The sequence below is a fragment of the Pseudomonas sivasensis genome (genome assembly GCF_052938085.1).
Genome location: NZ_CP176442.1, coordinates 776,034 through 797,475, shown reverse-complemented (window position 1 = coordinate 797,475; position 21,442 = coordinate 776,034). Strand labels below are relative to the sequence as shown.

Below are 21,442 nucleotides of genomic sequence, written 5' to 3'. Positions count from 1 at the left end.
AATTACTCGAACCAATGGGCTCGGGCGGCCATGATCAACTTGCCGGCACGATCATCGTCAATGCCGTCGATGTCGAGCAGATCGTCAATAGACTGCTCGGCCAGGTCTTCGCGGGTAATTACGCCGCGCACCGCCAGTTCCATCGCCAAATCCTTGTCCATACCCTCAAGCGAGAGTAGGTCTTCGGCCGGATGGGCGTCTGCCAGCTTTTCCTCAGTAGCGATGGCTTTAGTCAACAAACGATCCTTGGCCCGAGCGCGAAGCTCGTTGACGGTGTCTTCGTCAAAGCCGTCGATGTTGAGCATTTCTTCCAACGGTACGTAGGCAATCTCTTCCAGGCTGGTGAAGCCTTCATCTACCAGCACCTGTGCCAGGTCTTCGTCGACTTCCAACTCGTCAATGAAGTTGCGCAGGATGTCACCGGTTTCAGCTTGCTGCTTAGCCTGGATGTCCGATTCGGTCATCACGTTCAGGGTCCAGCCGGTCAATTGGCTGGCCAGACGCACGTTCTGACCACCACGACCAATGGCCTGAGCCAGATTGTCTGCGCCAACGGCGATGTCCATTGCATGGGCATCTTCGTCAACGATAATTGCCGCCACTTCAGCAGGCGACATGGCGTTGATCACGAACTGCGCCGGGTTATCGTCCCACAGGACGATGTCCACACGCTCACCGCCCAATTCGCCCGACACTGCCTGGACGCGCGAACCGCGCATACCGATGCAAGCGCCTTGCGGGTCGATGCGTTTGTCCTTGGAACGGACCGCGATCTTGGCGCGCGAACCCGGGTCGCGGGACGCAGCCATGACTTCGATCAGGCCTTCGGCGATTTCCGGCACTTCGATACGGAACAGCTCGATCAGCATTTCCGGCGCGGTACGCGACAGGATCAACTGAGGGCCACGGTTCTCGGTGCGGATTTCCTTGAGCAGCGCACGCAAACGCACGCCGACACGGAAGGTTTCGCGAGAGATGATGTCTTCGCGGGCCAGCAACGCTTCGGCGTTGTTGCCCAGATCGACGATCACATTGTCGCGGGTAACTTTTTTCACGGTGCCGGAGATAATTTCTCCCAGCCGCTCGCGATAGGCGTCAACGACTTGAGCGCGCTCGGCTTCACGAACCTTCTGCACGATGACCTGCTTGGCGGTCTGTGCAGCAATGCGGCCGAACTCGATGGACTCGATCTTTTCTTCGACGACATCACCAACCTGGGCGCCTGGGTGCGTTTCGGCAACCTTGCTTGGCCAGGTTTCGATGGCCGGATCATCAAGGTCGGCTTCTTCGACGACCGTCCAGCGACGGAAAGTCTCATAGGCACCGGTGTGGCGGTTAATTTCCACACGCAGATCAACTTCGTCTTCAAAACGCTTTTTGGTAGCAGTGGCCAGAGCCAACTCCAGCGCTTCAAAAATCACGTTTGCCGGTACGCCCTTTTCATTGGATACCGACTCAACAACCAGCAGTACTTCTTTGCTCATCGTACGCCTCGCCTTTCGCAAGCCATTGGATCCGCGGGATCCGCGTCTCAGTCAAAACTGGGAATAATGTTGGCCTTGTCGATCATATCGATCGGCAACAGGAACTCATGGTCTTCTACCTGCACCACGACATCCTGTTCTTCTACACCGCGCAGAAGGCCCTGAAAGTTGCGTCGTCCTTCAAAAGGAGATCGCAGCTTGATCTTCACTTGTTCACCGGCAAATTTTGCAAACTGATCAATAGTGAACAGTGGGCGTTCCATGCCTGGCGAGGAAACTTCGAGGGTGTATTCAACGGAAATTGGATCTTCAACATCCAGCACACCGCTGATCTGACGGCTGACAATGGCACAATCGTCCACCAGCACACCGCCCTCTTTATCGATATAAACGCGCAACATTGAGTGGCGACCTTGAGCCGAAAACTCAACACCCCAGCATTCATAGCCTAGGGCCACGACCACCGGGGCCAACAAGGCCTGCAACTCTTCTAGCTTGCTCGACACCTGAACCCCCTCGTGCATGTATGTGCATGCTGTGCAAAATAAAAAAATGGGCGAAACGCCCATCCTTGAAACGCCGTCGAACAGCGGCGTTGAAAGTGTCCAGCTAACAAAAAGCCCCTTAAAAGGGGCTCCGCTAAAACTGGTTGCGGGGGCCGGATTTGAACCGACGACCTTCGGGTTATGAGCCCGACGAGCTACCAGACTGCTCCACCCCGCGACAAAGCTGGGGCGGAAGTATACGACCGATCCCTTACAGGGTCAATGTAACCTTCCACCTACAAGAAAGCCCGCAACAGCGGGCTCTCCTGATAATTGGTACCGAGAAGGGGACTCGAACCCCTACACCCTATGGGCACAACCACCTCAAGGTTGCGTGTCTACCAATTCCACCACCTCGGCAATACAGCGCTTACAACCCTTCTTACTTCTGCTCTTGAGCTGGAGGTACGTCAGTCGCTGGAGTAGCCGACTTTTGCTCTTGAAGCACCGGGACATCATCAGAAGCCGGTTTTGCTTTTGGTACTTCCAACACTGCTGGGTTTGGCAAACCTACTTGAGTCAGCACATGAGCTTTCTCTTTAGCAAAGTAACCTAACCCTAAGCTGGTTATGAAGAAACCGGCGGCAAGTATAGCAGTAAACTTACTAAGAAAGGTAGAGGAACCTTGGCTTCCGAATACAGTATTTGAAGCACCTGCACCAAAAGACGCACCAGCATCCGCACCTTTACCCTGCTGCAACAAAACCAGGGCAACTACGCCCAGGGCTGCCAACAGATGAAAAACGACTACGACTGTTTCCAGCATTTTTTCAGTTTCCCGCGGCGCGACAAATCGCACCGAACTCATCTGCATTCAGGGAAGCTCCACCAATGAGCCCCCCATCGATATCCGGCATGCCGAACAGTTCGACCGCATTGGCCGCCTTCACGCTGCCGCCGTATAGAAGCCGCACACCTTGTGCGATTTCAGAATTCTCTGCCGCTAACTGCGCACGGATGGCTGCGTGCACATCCTGCGCCTGTTGCGGTGTAGCAGTCAGCCCGGTGCCAATGGCCCAGACCGGCTCGTAAGAAATTACCGCCTTTGCGAACGCACCAACACCCAGCTCCTCGATGATGCTGCCAAGCTGACGCGAGACAACCTCAAGAGTCTTGCCAGATTCACGCTGCTCAAGGGTCTCCCCAATACACAGCACCGGAATCAAGCCACAAGCCTGTGCAGCTGCAAACTTGCGATTGAGTGTTCCATCACGCTCGCCCATCATCTGACGGCGCTCGGAGTGCCCAACAAGCACATAGGAACAACCCGCATCAACCAGCTGACTCGGTGCAATCTCACCGGTCAACGCACCTTGCATGGCTTCCACCGCAGAATTCTGCGAGCCGACCTGAATCGACTTACCTTTCAAGCCATCAACCACTTGGGTGATATGCAAGCAAGGCGGGAACACCGCGATGTCAACACCGCTAGGCAAGGCCAAGTGACGAAGGCCATTTATCAGCTCAGCGACACTGGCGCGGGTACCGTGCATCTTCCAGTTACCAGCTACCATAGTGCGACGCATGCTGTACCTCGTCGGTCAAAGTGGGCGCAGATGTTACCCAACCACATCATCACTGGCAAGCCGAATTCAGGCGCAAACTTCAGTTACCAGTTTTGCCAGGTCTTCGGCGTGGCCGCGAACCTGTATTTCATCGTCACCTTCGACCATAACGCGCACCAAAGGCTCTGTGCCGGACTTGCGTAGCAATACCCGTCCACGACCAGCCATTGCCAGGGTCGCGCGCTCGCAAGCCTCTTTGACAGCAGGGTGGTCGATCGGGTTTTCTCCACCTGCGAAACGCACGTTAAGCAATACTTGCGGGCATTTGCGCAAAGCCTGACGAGCCTGAGCCAGGCTCTCTTCGCGGCGACGCAAAGCCAATAGCACCTGCAACGCAGCAATAATCGCGTCACCGGTGGTGGTGTGCTGGAAGCACACCACGTGCCCGGAGTTCTCACCACCTACCTGCCAGTTACGCTCCAGCAGCTCGGCGATCACATATCGGTCACCGACATTGGCGCGAACAAAAGGAATACCCAGGTCTGCCAACGCAAGCTCAAGCCCAAGATTGCTCATCAGCGTACCGACGACACCGCCTTGCAGCTTGTTGCGCTCATGCAGGTCGCGGGCAATGATAAACAACAGATCATCGCCATCGACCACGGCACCCGTGTGGTCAACCATCAGCACGCGGTCGCCGTCACCGTCGAAGGCAATACCGAGGTCGGCATGCTCGGCCAGGACAGCAGCTTGCAGCTGCTCCATATGGGTCGAGCCGCAGTTCTCGTTGATGTTCAGTCCGTTGGGCTGAGCCGACAGCACAGTCACGTCTGCGCCCAGCTCCTTAAATACGCTTGGCGCGACTTTGTAGGTCGCACCATGGGCGCAGTCGACGACAACCTTCAGGCCGGCAAAGTTGGTACTGGTTGGCACACTGCTCTTGCAGAACTCGATATAACGACCGGATGCGTCATTGATGCGCGACACCTTGCCCAGCTTGCTGGACTCGACCACGGTCATCGGCGCATCCAACAGCTCTTCGATCATCAACTCAATCTCGTCCGGCAATTTGGTGCCCTGCCCCGAGAAAAACTTGATGCCATTGTCGTCATGAGGGTTGTGCGAGGCGCTGATCACAATACCTGCTTCAGCGTGAAACGTACGCGTCAGGTAAGCGATCGCCGGAGTCGGCATCGGGCCCAGCAACATCACATCAGCACCTGCGGCGGACAAGCCAGCCTCTAGCGCAGACTCAAACATGTACCCGGAAATCCGGGTGTCCTTGCCCACCAGGATGCGGCATGCGCCCATGCTGCGGAACGCCATGCCTGCCGCCCAACCCAGCTTGAGCATGAAATCTGGAGTAATCGGAAACTCGCCGACCCGACCACGGATCCCGTCGGTGCCAAAGTATTTTTTTGTCATAAGTGCTCCATCATTCTTATTCGGCAGATTCTACAGCGGCAATCATGCGCACCACATCCACGGTTTCTGCAACGTCATGCACACGCAAGATGCGTGCGCCTTTGGTCACTGCAAGTGCCGCCAGTGCGAGGCCACCATACAACCGCTCACCCACCGGACGGCTCAATGCCAGCCCTATCATGCTCTTGCGCGATACACCGACCAACAGGGGCCGACCAAGGGCATGCAAGGACTCCATGTGTTTGAACAAACTTAAATTGTGTTGCAGGGTCTTGGCGAAACCAAACCCCGGATCAAGGATGATCCTTTCCGGCGCAATACCTACCGCAGCGCATTGGGCAACGCGTTCTGAGAGAAAACCACTCACCTCACCAACCAGGTCATCATAGTGCGGACTGTCCTGCATATTGCCGGGCTCACCCAGCATATGCATCAAACACACCGGCAAACCGGTAGCCGCAGCTGCATCCAGAGCGCCGTCGCGCTGCAGGGACCGCACATCGTTGATCAAGCCGGCACCTAATCGCGCAGTCTCACGCATCACGGCTGGGGTGGAAGTATCAACCGAAATAATCACATCCAACTCTCGAGCGATGCGCTCGACAATCGGCGCCACGCGCTCCAACTCCTCCAGAGGAGAAACAACGCGAGCACCAGGCCGAGTCGATTCACCACCAACATCAATCAAGGTCGCGCCGGCCGCCACCATGGCCTCTGCGTGACGCAGTGCAGCATCAAGTTGGCTGAAGCGGCCACCATCGGAAAAGGAGTCAGGGGTTACATTAAGAATGCCCATAACATGTGTATGGGCCAAATCAAGAACCCGGTTGCCGCAAGGCAACCGGGGGGAGGACGAAGCAAAAGTCATTTCAAACCTTAGTGGTCAGCTGCCGGGCCACCGATTGGGGTTTCAGGGCGCTCGTTCTGAACCACAGGCGGGGTGCCCGAAGTACCCGAACCACCTTCCCAATCACGAGGCTCACGAGGTGCACGACCGGCCATAATGTCGTCGATCTGGTCTGCATCGATGGTCTCGTACTTCATCAATGCATCAGCCATTGCATCGAGCTTGTCGCGATTATCGGTCAGGATTTGTTTGGCCGTGCCATAGCACTGGTCAATGATACTGCGCACCTCAGAGTCAATCAGCTTGGCTGTCTCACCCGAGAAACTGGCGTTTTGACCACCGCCGCCACGCCCCAGGAATACTTCACCTTCTTCCTCGGCGTACATCAATGGACCGAGCTTTTCCGACAAACCCCACTTGGTCACCATGTTTCGCGCAATCTGACTGGCGCGCATGATGTCGTTGGAAGCCCCAGTGGTCACACCGTCGAAGCCCAATGTCATCTCTTCAGCGATTCGACCGCCGTACAGCGAGCAGATCTGACTGATCAGCGCACGCTTGGAGAGACTGTAACGATCCTCCTCCGGCAGGAACATGGTGACACCCAAGGCGCGACCACGAGGAATGATCGACACTTTGTAGACTGGATCATGCTCAGGCACGACACGCCCCACAATGGCGTGACCCGCTTCGTGATAAGCAGTGTTCTGCTTCTCTTTTTCGGACATGACCATGGATTTGCGCTCAGCGCCCATCATGATCTTATCTTTCGCCAGTTCGAACTCTTTCATTTCAACAATGCGCTTGCCGGTACGGGCCGCAAACAGCGAAGCCTCGTTCACCAGGTTGGCCAAGTCAGCACCGGAGAAGCCTGGAGTACCACGGGCAATCACAGCCGGAGCTACGTCGTCACCCATTGGGACTTTGCGCATGTGCACTTTCAGAATCTGTTCACGACCACGAATGTCCGGCAGACCAACAACAACCTGACGGTCGAAGCGACCCGGACGAAGCAGTGCAGGGTCAAGCACGTCTGGACGGTTGGTTGCGGCTATCACGATGATGCCGTCATTCATCTCAAAACCATCCATCTCGACCAGCAGCTGGTTGAGAGTCTGCTCACGCTCATCGTGGCCACCACCCATGCCGGCCCCACGATGGCGACCAACGGCGTCGATTTCATCGATAAAGATGATGCATGGCGCGTGCTTCTTGGCCTGTTCAAACATATCGCGAACGCGGCTGGCGCCGACACCAACGAACATTTCAACGAAGTCAGAACCGGAAATCGTGAAGAACGGCACCTTGGCTTCGCCAGCAATAGCCTTGGCCAGCAAGGTTTTACCGGTACCTGGAGGGCCGACCATCAGCACGCCGCGAGGAATACGACCACCCAGGCGCTGAAATTTGCCTGGATCGCGCAAGAACTCCACCAACTCGCCGACTTCTTCCTTCGCCTCATCGCAACCTGCTACGTCAGCCAGGGTGGTCTTCACCTGATCCTCAGAGAGCAGGCGCGCCTTGCTCTTGCCGAAGCTCATCGGCCCGCCCTTGCCCCCCGCACCGCCCTGCATCTGGCGCATGAAGAACATGAACACGGCAATGATCACCAGGATCGGGAAGCTTGCCACCAGGAGTTGAGTCCAAATGCTCTGCTGCTCAGGCTGCTTGCCTTCGACAACCACGTGGTTATCCACCAGGTCACCGATCAGACCGTTGTCCTGGATTGCCGGACGAATGGTCTTGAAGCTATCGCCATCGTTGCGTTTGCCGGTGATCACGTAGCCATCAACCGCTACGCGCTCGACCTTGCCATCCTTAACTTGCTGGATGAAGTCGGAATAGTTGAGGGTCTGCGGCTCGTTAGGACTGGAGAAGTTGTTCATCACCGTCACGAGGACAGCCGCGATGATCAACCACAGGATCAGATTCTTTGCCATATCGTTCAATTAACTACCCTCTGAAGCAAGCTCCGCTACTGGCGCGCGCTTCGCATGATATTCACCGGCCTAACTTACTACATTACCTACAACTCTGGCAGGCGCCGTCTGTAACCCTTTGTGAAACTTTGACTACATAATATTCGTAAAGCTTCGTGACGAAAGCGACATAAAAAAACCTATCGCCCTCCTCGAATAAATCAAAAACGCTCTTCGCTCGCCGCACCTTCAACCCCGCGGAACCCGCGGCACAGCAGATATTGCTCGCGAGACCGGTCCCGGGAAGAGTCCGGCTTTCGCGTCTGCACCTTGTCGAACAGCTTGCGAATGTTCTTGTGATACTCGTCAAAACCTTCGCCCTGGAAGACTTTCACAAGGAAATCACCGCCCGGACGCAACACCCGGCCCGCCAAATCCAGTGCCAATTCACAGAGGAACATGGCCCGCGGCATATCGACGGCCGGTAATCCACTCATATTGGGGGCCATGTCGGAAATCACAAGGTCTACCTGCGAATTTCCCACGGCCTCCAGAATCTCGGCCAATACCGAGTCCTGGGTGAAGTCGCCGTGCACAAAGGTCACATCCGGGATGCTATCCATCTCAAGGATGTCGGACGCGATCAATCTTCCCTGGCCACCAATCAGACGACTGGTCACTTGAGACCAGCCACCCGGCGCCGCGCCAAGATCAATCACGCTCATGCCCGGACGAATCAATTTGTCCTTGTCCTGGATCTCCAGGAGCTTGTAACTGGCCCGCGAACGGTAGCCGTCCTTCTGCGCCTTTTTGACGTAAGGATCGTTGAAATGCTCTTGCAGCCACTTAAGGCTAGTTTTGGAACGGGCCACGGGCCACCTCGAAAATAAAACGGGTCGTGATTAACTGGGCGGTCCCGGACTCGCTCGGGTAAACTGGCCGCCGCTTTTTACAAGATCAGACGCAGGGGTCAGATTATGCCGCTCACTCAAGAGCAGAAGAAACAGTACAAATCCATTGGCCACCATCTGAAACCAGTTCTGATTGTGGCAGACAACGGTTTGACTGAGGGTGTGTTAGCCGAACTTGAACGCGCATTGGGCGATCACGAACTGATCAAGATCAAGGTCAACATCCTTGACCGCGAAGCGCGCCTGGCCGCCATTGCAGAACTGTGCAAGGTTGGCAAAGCGGACCTGGTTCAGGTCATCGGCAAGATGGCGCTGCTGTATCGCAAGAACTTCAGCGTCAACAAGCAACTGTCGAACGTTCATCGCTTCAAATGACACAAGGGTCACGGGCGTGCTTTGCGCGCCCTGCCACTCCATCCTGGCGCGGGCTGTACTACCAACACCAAGCCGGAGAACCCTAGCACAAGATAGCTGAATAGCTGCCAGCGCAACGCTTCCGGCAGCCAAACATGCACGATGCAATACATTGCACACGCATACAGCGCCATCAACAGCAGTTGGCCGCGAATATCCCGCCACAAACTCACAAAACCCTCAGCCTTGACCAGCACCAATGCCTGAAGGGTCACGCACGCCGCTGCAAAACCCACCAGCAACGCACTCAGTAATCCATCGATCTCATCGATCAACAGCGGAGCCAGGCCAATAAGGCCCAGCACCGGGAGTACACCAATGTGCAGCAACCACAGGCCACCCACCCAAAGCATCTGGGAGAGCTGCCAAAGCATGGCGCCCGCACGAAGCGGGCGCCGCCTTTCAGACGTGACGAACTTCAACAATCTCGTACTCGATCACGCCACCAGGTGTTTTTACAGCGACCACATCACCCTCTTCCTTGGCAATCAAGGCGCGGGCCAGCGGCGAACCGACAGAGATCTTGCCGAGTTTGAAATCAGCTTCGTCTTCGCCAACGATGTGATAGACCACGCTTTCGTCCGTCTCGACGTTAGCGATTTCCACGGTCGTGCCGAAAATCACCTTGCCGGTTTTCGGAATGGTCGTGACATCGATGATGACCGCATTCTGCATGCGCCCTTCGATGTCACGGATCCGCGCCTCGACCATACCTTGCTGCTCGCGAGCAGCGTGGTATTCAGCGTTTTCCTTCAAGTCACCCAGCTCGCGGGCCGTACCGATGTCCTGGCTCAACTTAGGACGTACGACCTTGGTCAGATGGGCGTGCTCCTCTTCCAGGGCCTTTGCGCCCTGGACGGTCATTGGGTATTTGATCATGCCTTCAATCCTGCGTGTAGATCCTGCAAGCGGCGCACGGTCTTTTCCGGACCGAACTTGAGCGCTTCACAGATAGCTTCGCCAGCAGCAATGGTGGTGGTGCAGTAGATCTTGTGCTGCAAGGCATTACGGCGAATAGAGTAGGAATCCGCGATCGACTGACGACCTTCGGTGGTGTTGATGATCAGAGTAACTTCGTCATTCTTGATCATGTCGACCACGTGCGGACGGCCTTCCGTCACCTTGTTTACGCGTCTCACCTTCAGGCCTGCCGCTTCGATCAGCTTGGCGGTACCTGCTGTGGCAACTACTTCAAAGCCCAAGCTGATCAGATCACGGGCAACGCCCGCAACCAGTGGTTTGTCGTCATCACGCACACTGATAAACGCAGTTCCGCCGGTCGGTAGCACTTCACTGGCGCCCATCTGAGCTTTGGCAAATGCTTCACCGAAGGTATCGCCCACGCCCATCACTTCACCGGTGGACTTCATCTCTGGGCCCAGGATTGGGTCCACACCAGGGAATTTGGCGAATGGGAACACCGCCTCTTTCACGCTATAGAAGTTCGGAATGATTTCCTTGGTGAAGCCGATTTCCTTCAGGGTCTTACCGGCCATCACACGGGCAGCGATCATGGCCAGGGACACACCGATGCACTTGGATACAAACGGTACGGTACGCGAAGCACGTGGGTTAACCTCAATGACGTAGATGTCTTCGCCTTGCAGCGCCAACTGAACGTTCATCAGGCCGACAACACCCAACTCAAGGGCCATTTTCTTGACCTGCTCGCGCATCTCATCTTGGATGTGCAGCGGCAACGAATATGGCGGCAGCGAGCATGCGGAGTCACCGGAGTGAACGCCTGCCTGCTCGATGTGCTGCATGATCGCGCCGATCACCACGTCGGTGCCGTCACAAACCGCATCCACGTCCATTTCGATGGCGCAGTTGAGGAAGTGGTCCAGCAGCACCGGGCTGTCATTGGACACTTTCACCGCATCACGCAAGTAACGCTTGAGCTCGTCCTCTTCGTAGACGATTTCCATCGCCCGACCGCCCAACACATAGGAAGGACGCACCACCAGCGGATAGCCGATCTTGCTGGCTGCACGGATGGCTTCATCTTCGCTGCGCACGGTAGCGTTTGGCGGCTGACGCAGGTTAAGGCGCTCAACCATTTGCTGGAAGCGTTCACGGTCTTCAGCGCGATCGATAGCGTCCGGGCTGGTACCGATAATCGGCACTCCAGCAGCCTCAAGCGCACGCGCCAGTTTAAGCGGGGTTTGGCCGCCATACTGCACGATCACGCCTTTCGGCTTCTCAACGCGCACGATTTCCAGCACGTCTTCCAGTGTCACTGGCTCGAAGTACAGGCGATCAGAGGTGTCGTAGTCGGTGGAAACAGTTTCCGGGTTGCAGTTGACCATGATGGTCTCGTACCCGTCGGCGCGCAGAGCGAGCGCAGCGTGCACACAGCAGTAGTCGAACTCGATGCCTTGGCCGATACGGTTAGGACCGCCGCCCAGGATCATGATCTTGTCACGACCCGACGGCGCAGCCTCGCACTCTTCCTCGTAGGTGGAGTAAAGGTACGCGGTATCGGTGGAGAACTCGGCCGCACAGGTATCAACGCGCTTGTAGACAGGGAAGATGTCCAACTTATGGCGATGCGTGCGCAGGTTCTTCTCGGTCACACCCAGCAGTTTGGCCAGGCGTTGATCGGAGAAGCCTTTGCGCTTGAGGCGGAACATCATGTCGCGGTCGATGCTAGCCAGCCCCAGGGTCTTGACCTTCTCTTCTTCCTTGATCAGATCTTCGATCTGTACCAAGAACCATGGGTCGATCATGTTCATGCCGAAGATGTCTTCGACAGTCATACCGGCACGGAAGGCGTCAGCGACGTACCAGATACGCTCGGCGCCCGGCACAGTCAGCTCACGCTTGAGCACGCTCATGCTTTCCGGGTTGCTCAGGTCGAGCTTCTCGTCGAGGCCGCAAACCCCCACTTCCAGACCACGCAGAGCTTTCTGCAAGGACTCCTGGAACGTACGGCCGATGGCCATAACTTCGCCGACCGACTTCATCTGAGTGGTCAGACGCGCGTCAGCCTTGGCGAATTTCTCAAAGGCAAAACGTGGAAGCTTGGTCACTACGTAGTCGATGGACGGCTCGAAGGACGCAGGGGTCTTGCCGCCGGTGATGTCGTTCGACAACTCGTCCAGGGTGTAACCCACAGCCAGCTTGGCCGCGACCTTCGCAATCGGGAAGCCGGTAGCTTTAGAGGCAAGGGCCGACGAACGGGAAACACGCGGGTTCATCTCGATCACGACCATACGACCGGTGTCCGGGCAGATGCCGAACTGGACGTTGGAACCGCCGGTTTCCACACCGATCTCACGCAATACCGCCAGGGAGGCATTACGCAGGATCTGATATTCCTTGTCCGTCAGGGTTTGTGCAGGAGCAACAGTGATCGAGTCACCGGTGTGCACGCCCATCGGATCGAAGTTTTCGATGGAGCAGACGATGATGCAGTTGTCCTTCTTATCGCGGACAACCTCCATCTCATATTCTTTCCAGCCGATCAGGGATTCGTCGATCAGCAGCTCTTTGGTCGGAGACAGGTCCAGACCACGAGCGCAGATTTCTTCGAACTCTTCACGGTTGTAGGCGATGCCGCCACCGGTGCCGCCCATGGTAAAGGACGGACGAATGATGCACGGGAAACCGAGGGTTTCCAGGACCGCATAGGCCTCTTCCATACTGTGGGCGATGCCGGAACGGGGGCACGCCAGGCCGATGGATTTCATGGCCTTGTCGAAACGCGAACGGTCTTCGGCCTTGTCGATGGTGTCCGCATTGGCGCCGATCATCTCTACGCCGAATTTTTCCAGGACGCCTTCGCGCTCCAGGTCCAGAGCACAGTTCAGAGCGGTCTGGCCACCCATGGTTGGCAACAGGGCGTCCGGACGCTCCTTCTCGATGATCTTGGCAACAGTTTGCCATTTGATCGGCTCGATGTAGGTAGCGTCAGCCATGTCCGGGTCGGTCATGATCGTGGCCGGGTTGGAGTTCACCAGGATGACGCGGTAGCCCTCTTCGCGCAGGGCCTTGCAAGCCTGGGCGCCGGAGTAGTCGAATTCGCAAGCCTGGCCGATTACGATCGGGCCAGCGCCGAGAATCAGGATGCTTTTTATGTCTGTACGTTTTGGCATGGGTTTGTCACTCAAATCCGCAGGTCAATCGGCAAGCCGTCTTGAACAATCTTTGAAGAACCTGCGGGGGCCACCGGGTTTCGGGGCCGCCCGCAGGCCGCTCAGTCAGCGTCGCTTGGCCATCTCATTAATGAAACGGTCGAACAGCGGCGCTACGTCGTTCGGGCCCGGGCTGGCTTCAGGGTGGCCCTGGAAGCTGAACGCGCTTTTGTCGGTACGTTCGATGCCTTGAAGGGAACCGTCGAACAGCGACTTGTGAATTGCCCGGACGTTGCCCGGCAAGGTCGCTTCATCCACCGCAAACCCGTGGTTCTGACTGGTGATCATCACAACGCCTGTATCCAAGTCCTGCACAGGGTGGTTGGCACCGTGATGGCCATGACCCATTTTCAGAGTCTTGGCACCGGAGGCCAACGCCAACAGCTGGTGGCCTAGGCAGATACCGAATACCGGAATCTCTGTTTCCAGCACTTCCTTGATGGCCTGGATGGCATAGTCGCAAGGCTCCGGGTCACCCGGGCCGTTTGACAAGAACACACCGTCCGGTTGCAGGGCCAGAACATCGCTGGCCGGGGTTTGCGCAGGAACAACGGTCACGCGGCAACCGCGCTCAACCAGCATGCGCAGGATGTTGTATTTAACGCCGTAGTCGTAAGCGACCACGTGATAAGGCAGGTCAGCCGCGTCGATGGTCTCGTGGCTATCGGTCTTCAAGTCCCAGACCGTAGAGCGCCACTCGTACTGCTCCTTGGTGCTGACGACTTTCGCCAGGTCCATGCCTTTCAGGCCTGGGAAGCCTTGCGCCGCGGCAATCGCCGCTTCTTCGGAAATATTGTCACCGACCATGATGCAGCCATTCTGCGAGCCTTTTTCACGCAGGATGCGTGTGAGGCGACGCGTATCGATACCGGCGATCGCCACAACGTTATTGGCTTTCAGGTAATCCGACAGCGACATCGTGTTACGCCAGTTGCTCGCAACCAGTGGCAGGTCACGAATGACCAGGCCGGCCGACCATACACGATCAGACTCGACGTCTTCCGGTGTGGTACCGGTATTGCCGATGTGCGGATAGGTCAGGGTAACGATTTGCTGGGCGTAGGAAGGATCGGTAAGGATTTCCTGATAGCCGGTCATGGCGGTGTTAAACACCACCTCTCCAACGGTTTGACCGTCGGCTCCAATGGCTTCGCCGCGAAAAATGCTGCCATCAGCAAGGGCGAGTATGGCTGGCTTAGTCAAGAAGACCTCCCGTAAATAAAGCCTGAAAGGGCGATCGCAGGTTGTAAAAAAGCGGAGTGACGTATGGACACGTCACCCCGCTTCTTCACTGAATTATTCTGCGCGCTTTTAGTGGACACACTAAAGCTGTAGCTTACAGAAAAAGGCTTTTTTGGTCCACCGCTAATGAGCCTTAAAGGCAGGAGAATGCGACAGGACGTCGCTTAGCGGGTAAAAACGGGGCCTTAGGATAATCCTGAGACCCCGTTTTAGCTACTGATTAGTGCAGATCCAGTACATCGCGCATGTCGTACAGACCGGCCTCACGACCTTCCAACCAGAGCGCAGCACGCACCGCCCCCTTGGCGAATGTCATGCGACTGGAAGCCTTGTGTGTGATTTCCAGGCGCTCGCCCTCGGTGGCGAACAGCACGGTGTGGTCACCCACAACATCACCACCGCGAACGGTCGCAAAGCCAATGGTGTCACGCGCTCGCGCACCGGTATGGCCTTCACGACCGTAAACGGCCACTTTAGACAGGTCACGCCCCAGCGCATCAGCAATAGCTTCGCCCATGCGTAGCGCTGTACCCGACGGCGCATCGATCTTGTGACGGTGATGCGTTTCGATAATCTCGATATCCGCCTCATCACCCAACACGCGCGCCGCCATATCCAGCAACTTGAGCGACAGGTTCACGCCAACACTGAAGTTGGCAGCGAAGACGACAGGAATATCCTTGCCCGCCTCCACCAACAACTGCTTCTGCTCGGCAGTCAAACCCGTGGTACCGATCACCATCGCCTTGCCCGCCTTACGGCAGAATGCGAGATTTTTCAGCATCACTTCCGGCAGCGTGAAATCGATCAGCACGTCGAATTCGTCAGCCACCTGCTCCAGGTTGCCGGACAACGACACACCGATACGCCCCAGCGAAGCCAACTCACCCGCATCCGCACCAATCAACGTGCTGCCAGGGCGAACAATCGCCGCCGTCAGCCCAGAGGCCGGCGAACGCTGCTGCACTGCTTCGACCAGCGTCTTGCCCATGCGCCCGGCAGCGCCCATTACGGCTATACGTCGCATACTCACTTCCTTACAGGTCGCCGAAGAAGCGCTTCACGCCTTCGAAGAAGCCAGTGGTTTTCGGCGAATGGGTGTCATCGCCCTCCAACGAACTGCGGAACTCTTCAAGCAGTTCACGCTGACGGCGCCCCAGATTGACGGGAGTTTCCACCGCAACACGACACATCAGGTCGCCAGCACCGCCACCGCGCACCGGCGCTACGCCCTTGCCACGGATGCGGAACTGTTTACCGGTCTGCGTCCCCTCAGGAATCTTGAGCTTGACTCGACCATCGAGGGTCGGAATCTCCAACTCGCCACCCAAGGCTGCATCGACAAAGCTGATCGGCACTTCGCAGAACAGGTGCTTACCATCGCGCTGGAAGATCGAGTGCTCGCGCACATTGATCACCACGTACAAGTCACCCGTTGGTCCACCCTGCGTCCCGGCCTCCCCCTCGCCAGAAAGGCGAATACGATCACCAGTATCAACACCAGCCGGCACTTTCACCGAGAGGGTCTTGTACTCTTCGACGCGCCCCTCACCGTGGCACGAATCACACGGATCGGAAATGATCTTGCCTTGGCCATGGCAGCGCGGGCAGGTCTGCTGCACCGAGAAGAAGCCCTGCTGCATACGAACCTGGCCGATACCGCCGCAGGTTGGGCAGGTAATCGGCGAAGAGCCTTTCTTAGCCCCCGAACCATCGCACGGCTTGCAGTTAACCAACGTCGGTACGCGAATATTGACGCTGGTGCCGCGCACGGCCTCTTCCAGGTTCAGTTCCAGGGTGTAACGCAAGTCGCTACCACGCTGGGCGCCACCACGCTGACCACCCCGGCCACCGCCAAAGAAGTCACTGAATACGTCACCGAAAATATCGGAGAAGTTCTGACCACCAAAACCAGCACCGCCACCACCCATACTTGGGTCGACACCCGCATGACCATACTGGTCGTAGGCTGCACGCTTGTTGGGATCAGACAGACATTCGTAGGCCTCATTGGCCTCTTTGAACATTTCTTCGGATTCTTTGCTATCCGGATTACGGTCCGGGTGGTGCTTCATCGCCAAGCGACGGTAAGCCTTTTTCAGGTCCGCCTCGCTGGAGCCGCGCTCCACACCCAATACTTCGTAATAGTCACGCTTTGCCATAAGTCTTTGCACTCTTAAGGACGTTCAGCCAGACCCTCCTGAGCCCGACTAAACTCGTTGAGCCCCAATACAGGCCCGGACCCAACTCACGTCAATTCAACGATCCTGGTCATTACTACTTTTTAGCCAGGGACCCGGCCAAAAACGCGGTATTTATTGATCGGAAAGCAGGAGCATCCCCGATCACACCGCCAGCATTCGAGCGTTGTCGCATGCTGTAAAAATTCACATACCCCAGACACGCCAACGCGGGAGCAAGCTCCCGCGCGGCGACATCCTACCAGTCACCGCTTGATAGCGGTCAACCGGGCGACCAACTTACTTGGTCTCTTTAACTTCTTCGAACTCAGCATCGACAACGTCGTCGTGCTTGGCTTCAGGCTCTGCCTGTTGCGCAGCAGCGTCAGCAGGCTGACCTTGTTCGGCGTACATCTTCTGAGCAACTGGCGCGGAGACTTTCGACAGCTCCTCAACCTTGGCATCGATAGCCGCCTTGTCGTCACCTTTTACAGCGGCTTCCAGCGCAACTACAGCGGCTTCAATTGCGGCCTTCTCTTCAACGGTCACTTTCTCGCCAGCATCAGCGATCATTTTGCGCGTCGAGTGAACCAGTGCGTCACCCTGGTTACGGGCACCAGCCAGTTCTGCGAACTTGGCATCCGCATCAGCATTGGCTTCAGCATCACGAATCATCTGTTGAATTTCTTCATCAGACAGACCGGAGTTGGCCTTGATGGTGATCTTCTGCTCTTTACCGGTAGCCTTGTCTTTCGCGCCGACGTGCAGGATGCCGTTGGCGTCGATGTCGAAGGTCACTTCAATTTGTGGCACGCCACGTGGTGCTGGTGGAATCTCAGCCAGATCAAACTTGCCCAAGGACTTGTTCTGAGCAGCCTGTTTACGCTCACCCTGCAGCACGTGAATGGTCACAGCACCCTGGTTGTCATCGGCAGTCGAGAACACTTGGGATTTCTTGGTAGGAATCGTAGTGTTTTTCTCGATCAGCGCAGTCATCACGCCACCCATGGTTTCGATACCGAGGGTCAGCGGACTTACGTCCAGCAGCAACACGTCTTTCACGTCACCGGCCAATACCGCGCCCTGGATGGCAGCACCCATGGCAACCGCTTCGTCCGGGTTTACGTCTTTACGTGCTTCTTTGCCGAAGAACTCGGTAACCAACTTCTGAACCAGTGGCATACGGGTCTGACCGCCCACCAGGATTACATCGTTGATAGCACCAACGTCGATACCGGAGTCCTTCAGCGCGATGCGGCAAGGCTCGATAGTGCGCTGAACCAGATCTTCAACCAGCGCTTCCAACTTGGCGCGAGAGATCTTCACGTTCAAGTGCTTAGGACCGGTAGCGTCTGCCGTGATGTACGGCAGGTTAACGTCGGTCGACTGAGCGGAAGACAGCTCAATCTTGGCTTTTTCAGCGGCCTCTTTCAGGCGCTGCATCGCCAGCGGGTCACCTTTGAGGTTCATGCCACTTTCTTTCTTGAATTCGTCAACGAGGTAGTCGATCAGACGAATGTCAAAGTCCTCACCACCCAGGAAGGTGTCGCCGTTAGTAGCCAACACTTCGAACTGGTGTTCGCCATCCACTTCAGCAATTTCGATTACGGAGACGTCAAAGGTACCGCCACCCAGGTCATAAACGATCACAGTGTGGTCGCCTTTGGCCTTGTCCATACCGTAAGCCAGAGCAGCTGCGGTTGGTTCGTTGATGATACGTTTTACGTCCAGACCCGCGATGCGGCCGGCGTCTTTGGTCGCCTGGCGCTGGCTGTCGTTGAAGTAGGCCGGAACGGTGATCACCGCTTCAGTCACTGTCTCACCCAGGTAGTCTTCGGCAGTCTTCTTCATCTTTTTCAAGATTTCAGCCGAGATCTGTGGCGGCGACATTTTCTGGCCGTTTACTTCAACCCAAGCGTCACCGTTGTCAGCCTTGGCGATTTTGTACGGAACCATCTTGATGTCTTTCTGTACGACTTCTTCGTCGAACTTACGACCGATCAGACGCTTTACCGCGTACAGCGTGTTATGCGGGTTAGTCACTGCCTGACGCTTGGCCGACTGACCAACCAGGATTTCACCGTCGTTGGCGTAAGCAATGATCGACGGCGTGGTACGCGCGCCTTCGGCGTTTTCGATTACTTTTGCTACGCCGTTTTCCAGCACGGAGACGCAGGAGTTGGTGGTCCCCAGGTCAATACCGATAATTTTGCCCATGATTTACTCTCCCGAAACTTGAATTTGGTTGCCGCAGCAGTGGTGGCTAACTGCGGTAGCACTTAAACGCTTGACTTATAGATGGGGGCCTTGCGGCGGATTTCAAGCCTGCTCATCAATAGAAGGTGCAACCGGTGCAGGAGCCTTGCTCACCACTACCATTGCCGGACGCAGCAGACGGCCGTTGAGCTGATAACCCTTCTGGAACACTTTCAACACACTATTAGGTTCCAGATCATGGCTTTCCTGCATGGCCATAGCCTGGTGATGCTCAGCATTGAACGGTTCGCCGCCTTGCGGATCGATGGCTTCGAGCTGATAACGCTTCAGAGTGTCCTGAAACATTTTCAAGGTCAGCTCAATACCTTCGCGCATCGGGCGGATGTTTTCGTCATCCGGATTAGACAATTCAAGACCACGCTCCAGGCTGTCGATGATCGGCAGCAAGTCATTGGCGAATTTTTCCAACGCGAACTTGTGAGCCTTTTCTACATCCTGCTCGGCACGGCGGCGGACGTTCTGCAGATCGGCGGCAACACGCAACGACTGATCCTGCGCAGCGGCCAACTGCTCTTCGAGCACTTGCACACGAGTTGCCAGTTCATCACCGGCAGCCGAATTGGCGTCTGGAGTTTGCGTATCCTGCGTCTGTTCGTCAGCCATAGATTTCTCCTTTCAAAATCATGCGCGAACTCAACTCGCGCTTCTGTTCCGGTATATGGGGCCACAATTTCCAGGTTCAAGGGCGCAGGCGTTACCAAAAGTCTTTCGCCTGCCACAGATCAATTCCCGCACCACCATTCTTCTTTGCGCTAAAAAACCTGCTCGACCGAGCAAATCGAGCTAAGCATCAGGATTGTCAGCCCCAAACAAAACACTGTATAAATAACCAGACCTAAAGCCTGGGAGCGGCCTTCATGCTCGTGCACCTGTCCGTACATAACTACGCCATCGTTGAACATCTGGATCTCGAACTGGATCGGGGGATGAGCGTAATCACAGGCGAAACCGGCGCCGGCAAGTCGATCATGCTCGACGCATTGGGCCTGACCCTGGGCGACCGAGCCGATAGTGGCGTAGTGCGCCCAGGGGCTGACAAGGCCGACATCCTGGCCACCTTCGACCTCGCCGATATCCCCGAAGCCGAAGTCTGGCTAGCCGAGCGCGACCTCAATAATGACGGCCCATGTATCCTGCGCCGCGTCATCACTGCCGAAGGACGCTCGCGCGGCTATATCAATGGAACGCCCTGCCCCCTCGGCGACTTGAAAGCCCTGGGTGAACTGCTGATAGACATTCATAGCCAGCATGAGCACCAGTCCCTGCTCAAAACCGATACCCACCGCCGCCTGCTCGACGAATACGCCGGCGCAACCGACCTTGCCCGGCAAGTACAACTGGCTGCCCAGCGCTGGCGCCAGACTCGCCAGGAGCTGGAGCGACTGTCGAACTCCGGCGACGAGCAGCGCGCTCGCCACCAACTGCTCAGCTATCAACTTGAAGAACTGGAAAGCCTGGGTCTTGGAGAAACTGAGCTGGAACAACTGGAGCAGGAACACAAGAACCTCACCAACGCCGAAACTCTGCTGGGTATCTGCCGCCAAGTGGTTGAGCAGTGCAGCGAGAGCGACTCCGGCAACGTGCTCAATGCGCTCACGGCGAGCCTCAATCGACTGTCCAGCGTTAACAGCGCTTCGGGCTCATTGAGTGAAGCCACAACCTTACTGACCAGTGCGCAAATCCAAGTAGAAGAAGCAGTAGGCGAGCTCAACCGCTTCCTGGATCATTTCGACGCCGACCCGGCGCGCCTGCAGGAAATAGAAGAGCGTCTTGACACCATCTACACCCTGGCGCGCAAACATCGAATCCAACCCACTGAAGTGGCAACCATGCAGCAAAAGCTGCTGGATGAAATCGAGACGCTGAACGCGAATGACGAATCCATCGAGCGACTAGGCGAAGAGCTCGGCTCTTTTGCCCGCCATTACCAGGAAAAGGCCCGCGAACTGAGCGAGCTGCGCCAACAGGCCGCCAGCAGTCTGGCAGATGCCGTTGAGCAGGAAATCCAGCGCCTGGGCATGCCGGGCGGGCGCTTCACTATTGAATTGCGCGCCAACACCACTACTGAGTTGCAGCCACACGGCCTGGAGCAGGTTGAGCTATTGGTCAGCGCCAACCCAGGACAACCGCTCAAGGCACTTGCAAAGGTCGCGTCCGGTGGCGAGCTGTCGCGTATCAGCCTGGCGATCCAAGTGATTACTGCGCAAACATCCCGGGTGCCGACGCTGGTGTTCGATGAAGTCGACGTAGGCATCGGCGGCCCGACCGCGGAGATTGTTGGCCAGTTGCTGCGTCGCCTGGGAGATCGAGGGCAGGTACTGACGGTCACTCACTTGCCACAAGTGGCAGCCCAGGGGCATCAACACTTATTTGTGCACAAGGTAAGAGGAAGCGATGCGACGCACACGGCAGTATCTAAGCTGAGCAAGTCGGAACGCGTTGAAGAAGTGGCCCGAATGCTCGGGGGTATCGACCTGACTAAAGAGTCTTTAGCACACGCTAAGAAGATGGTCGTAACCACCAAGGCCTGACCCAAACTTTTCCTTATATAGAAAGC

18 protein-coding genes and 2 tRNA genes are annotated in these 21,442 nt (G+C 56.5%); 2 read left to right on the top strand and 18 right to left on the bottom strand.

Translation table 11 applies throughout. The annotated features are described in order from the left end of the window. Positions 1-2: 2 nt before the first annotated feature. The 10 genes from nusA to rlmE form a co-directional block, all read right to left on the bottom strand. Positions 3-1,484: a transcription termination factor NusA gene (gene nusA / locus ACKZ62_RS03830; protein WP_003212187.1), complete on the bottom strand. Its 1,482-nt coding sequence runs from the start codon at positions 1,482-1,484 to the stop codon at positions 3-5. Between the two features lie 47 nt (positions 1,485-1,531). After that, entirely contained in the window at positions 1,532-1,990 is a 459-nt protein-coding gene (gene rimP, locus ACKZ62_RS03825) for a ribosome maturation factor RimP (RefSeq protein ID WP_032884784.1), read from the bottom strand. A 140-nt stretch (positions 1,991-2,130) separates the two neighbouring features. Then, positions 2,131-2,207 (bottom strand) — tRNA-Met (locus tag ACKZ62_RS03820). A gap of 96 nt (positions 2,208-2,303) precedes the next feature. Further along, positions 2,304-2,389, bottom strand: a tRNA-Leu gene (locus tag ACKZ62_RS03815). 22 nt (positions 2,390-2,411) lie between these two features. Further along, complete coding sequence (gene secG / locus ACKZ62_RS03810; protein WP_010206600.1) at positions 2,412-2,795, bottom strand: preprotein translocase subunit SecG; 384 nt, start codon at positions 2,793-2,795, stop codon at positions 2,412-2,414. A gap of 4 nt (positions 2,796-2,799) precedes the next feature. Beyond that, on the bottom strand, positions 2,800-3,555 hold the full coding sequence (gene tpiA, locus ACKZ62_RS03805) for a triose-phosphate isomerase (RefSeq protein ID WP_447096348.1): 756 nt from the start codon (positions 3,553-3,555) through the stop codon (positions 2,800-2,802). Positions 3,556-3,621: 66 nt separating this feature from the next. Further along, the gene (gene glmM / locus ACKZ62_RS03800) at positions 3,622-4,959 is read right to left on the bottom strand and encodes a phosphoglucosamine mutase (RefSeq protein WP_032884717.1); all 1,338 of its coding nucleotides are present in this window, start codon (positions 4,957-4,959) and stop codon (positions 3,622-3,624) included. 16 nt (positions 4,960-4,975) lie between these two features. After that, complete coding sequence (gene folP, locus ACKZ62_RS03795) at positions 4,976-5,827, bottom strand: dihydropteroate synthase (protein WP_032884716.1); 852 nt, start codon at positions 5,825-5,827, stop codon at positions 4,976-4,978. An 8-nt stretch (positions 5,828-5,835) separates the two neighbouring features. Further along, positions 5,836-7,746: an ATP-dependent zinc metalloprotease FtsH gene (ftsH, locus tag ACKZ62_RS03790; RefSeq protein WP_027605365.1), complete on the bottom strand. Its 1,911-nt coding sequence runs from the start codon at positions 7,744-7,746 to the stop codon at positions 5,836-5,838. A 200-nt stretch (positions 7,747-7,946) separates the two neighbouring features. After that, positions 7,947-8,597: a 23S rRNA (uridine(2552)-2'-O)-methyltransferase RlmE gene (gene rlmE, locus ACKZ62_RS03785; protein WP_003235041.1), complete on the bottom strand. Its 651-nt coding sequence runs from the start codon at positions 8,595-8,597 to the stop codon at positions 7,947-7,949. Positions 8,598-8,702: 105 nt separating this feature from the next. Between rlmE and ACKZ62_RS03780 the strand changes: the two genes are divergently transcribed. Then, the gene (locus ACKZ62_RS03780; RefSeq protein WP_017139256.1) at positions 8,703-9,011 is read left to right on the top strand and encodes a YhbY family RNA-binding protein; all 309 of its coding nucleotides are present in this window, start codon (positions 8,703-8,705) and stop codon (positions 9,009-9,011) included. 8 nt (positions 9,012-9,019) lie between these two features. Here ACKZ62_RS03780 and ACKZ62_RS03775 read toward each other — a convergent pair whose 3' ends face one another. From ACKZ62_RS03775 to grpE, 8 genes are all read right to left on the bottom strand, one after another. Beyond that, positions 9,020-9,424 carry a hypothetical protein gene (locus ACKZ62_RS03775; protein ID WP_032884715.1) on the bottom strand — a complete coding sequence of 135 codons (405 nt, stop codon included), beginning with the start codon at positions 9,422-9,424 and terminating at the stop codon, positions 9,020-9,022. A 28-nt stretch (positions 9,425-9,452) separates the two neighbouring features. Further along, positions 9,453-9,929, bottom strand: a complete 477-nt coding sequence (gene greA, locus ACKZ62_RS03770) for a transcription elongation factor GreA (RefSeq protein ID WP_032884714.1) — start codon at positions 9,927-9,929, stop codon at positions 9,453-9,455. Next, the gene (gene carB, locus ACKZ62_RS03765) at positions 9,926-13,147 is read right to left on the bottom strand and encodes a carbamoyl-phosphate synthase large subunit (RefSeq protein WP_032884713.1); all 3,222 of its coding nucleotides are present in this window, start codon (positions 13,145-13,147) and stop codon (positions 9,926-9,928) included. The genes greA and carB overlap by 4 nt, the downstream gene beginning before the upstream one ends. 105 nt (positions 13,148-13,252) lie before the next feature. After that, entirely contained in the window at positions 13,253-14,389 is a 1,137-nt protein-coding gene (carA, locus tag ACKZ62_RS03760) for a glutamine-hydrolyzing carbamoyl-phosphate synthase small subunit (protein WP_032884712.1), read from the bottom strand. Between the two features lie 259 nt (positions 14,390-14,648). After that, the gene (gene dapB / locus ACKZ62_RS03755) at positions 14,649-15,455 is read right to left on the bottom strand and encodes a 4-hydroxy-tetrahydrodipicolinate reductase (protein WP_032884711.1); all 807 of its coding nucleotides are present in this window, start codon (positions 15,453-15,455) and stop codon (positions 14,649-14,651) included. A 10-nt stretch (positions 15,456-15,465) separates the two neighbouring features. Then, positions 15,466-16,590: a molecular chaperone DnaJ gene (dnaJ, locus tag ACKZ62_RS03750; protein ID WP_032884710.1), complete on the bottom strand. Its 1,125-nt coding sequence runs from the start codon at positions 16,588-16,590 to the stop codon at positions 15,466-15,468. Between the two features lie 318 nt (positions 16,591-16,908). Then, the gene (dnaK, locus tag ACKZ62_RS03745) at positions 16,909-18,825 is read right to left on the bottom strand and encodes a molecular chaperone DnaK (RefSeq protein WP_447096347.1); all 1,917 of its coding nucleotides are present in this window, start codon (positions 18,823-18,825) and stop codon (positions 16,909-16,911) included. A 102-nt stretch (positions 18,826-18,927) separates the two neighbouring features. After that, entirely contained in the window at positions 18,928-19,488 is a 561-nt protein-coding gene (gene grpE / locus ACKZ62_RS03740; RefSeq protein WP_017139264.1) for a nucleotide exchange factor GrpE, read from the bottom strand. A 254-nt stretch (positions 19,489-19,742) separates the two neighbouring features. On the opposite strand from grpE, the gene recN reads away from it, so the two are divergent. Then, entirely contained in the window at positions 19,743-21,416 is a 1,674-nt protein-coding gene (gene recN, locus ACKZ62_RS03735; protein WP_032884707.1) for a DNA repair protein RecN, read from the top strand. The last annotated feature ends 26 nt before the right edge of the window (positions 21,417-21,442 follow it).

Excerpts from the sequence above, each read along its gene's own strand:
- nusA (WP_003212187.1), bottom strand. The coding sequence starts at position 1,484 with ATGAGCAAAGAAGTACTGCTGGTTGTTGAGTCGGTATCCAATGAAAAG.
- secG (WP_010206600.1), bottom strand. The coding sequence starts at position 2,795 with ATGCTGGAAACAGTCGTAGTCGTTTTTCATCTGTTGGCAGCCCTGGGC.
- tpiA (WP_447096348.1), bottom strand. The coding sequence starts at position 3,555 with ATGCGTCGCACTATGGTAGCTGGTAACTGGAAGATGCACGGTACCCGC.
- glmM (WP_032884717.1), bottom strand. The coding sequence starts at position 4,959 with ATGACAAAAAAATACTTTGGCACCGACGGGATCCGTGGTCGGGTCGGC.
- folP (WP_032884716.1), bottom strand. The coding sequence starts at position 5,827 with ATGACTTTTGCTTCGTCCTCCCCCCGGTTGCCTTGCGGCAACCGGGTT.
- ftsH (WP_027605365.1), bottom strand. The coding sequence starts at position 7,746 with ATGGCAAAGAATCTGATCCTGTGGTTGATCATCGCGGCTGTCCTCGTG.
- ACKZ62_RS03780 (WP_017139256.1), top strand. The coding sequence starts at position 8,703 with ATGCCGCTCACTCAAGAGCAGAAGAAACAGTACAAATCCATTGGCCAC.
- ACKZ62_RS03775 (WP_032884715.1), bottom strand. The coding sequence starts at position 9,424 with ATGCTTTGGCAGCTCTCCCAGATGCTTTGGGTGGGTGGCCTGTGGTTG.
- greA (WP_032884714.1), bottom strand. The coding sequence starts at position 9,929 with ATGATCAAATACCCAATGACCGTCCAGGGCGCAAAGGCCCTGGAAGAG.
- carB (WP_032884713.1), bottom strand. The coding sequence starts at position 13,147 with ATGCCAAAACGTACAGACATAAAAAGCATCCTGATTCTCGGCGCTGGC.
- dapB (WP_032884711.1), bottom strand. The coding sequence starts at position 15,455 with ATGCGACGTATAGCCGTAATGGGCGCTGCCGGGCGCATGGGCAAGACG.
- dnaJ (WP_032884710.1), bottom strand. The coding sequence starts at position 16,590 with ATGGCAAAGCGTGACTATTACGAAGTATTGGGTGTGGAGCGCGGCTCC.
- dnaK (WP_447096347.1), bottom strand. The coding sequence starts at position 18,825 with ATGGGCAAAATTATCGGTATTGACCTGGGGACCACCAACTCCTGCGTC.
- grpE (WP_017139264.1), bottom strand. The coding sequence starts at position 19,488 with ATGGCTGACGAACAGACGCAGGATACGCAAACTCCAGACGCCAATTCG.
- recN (WP_032884707.1), top strand. The coding sequence starts at position 19,743 with ATGCTCGTGCACCTGTCCGTACATAACTACGCCATCGTTGAACATCTG.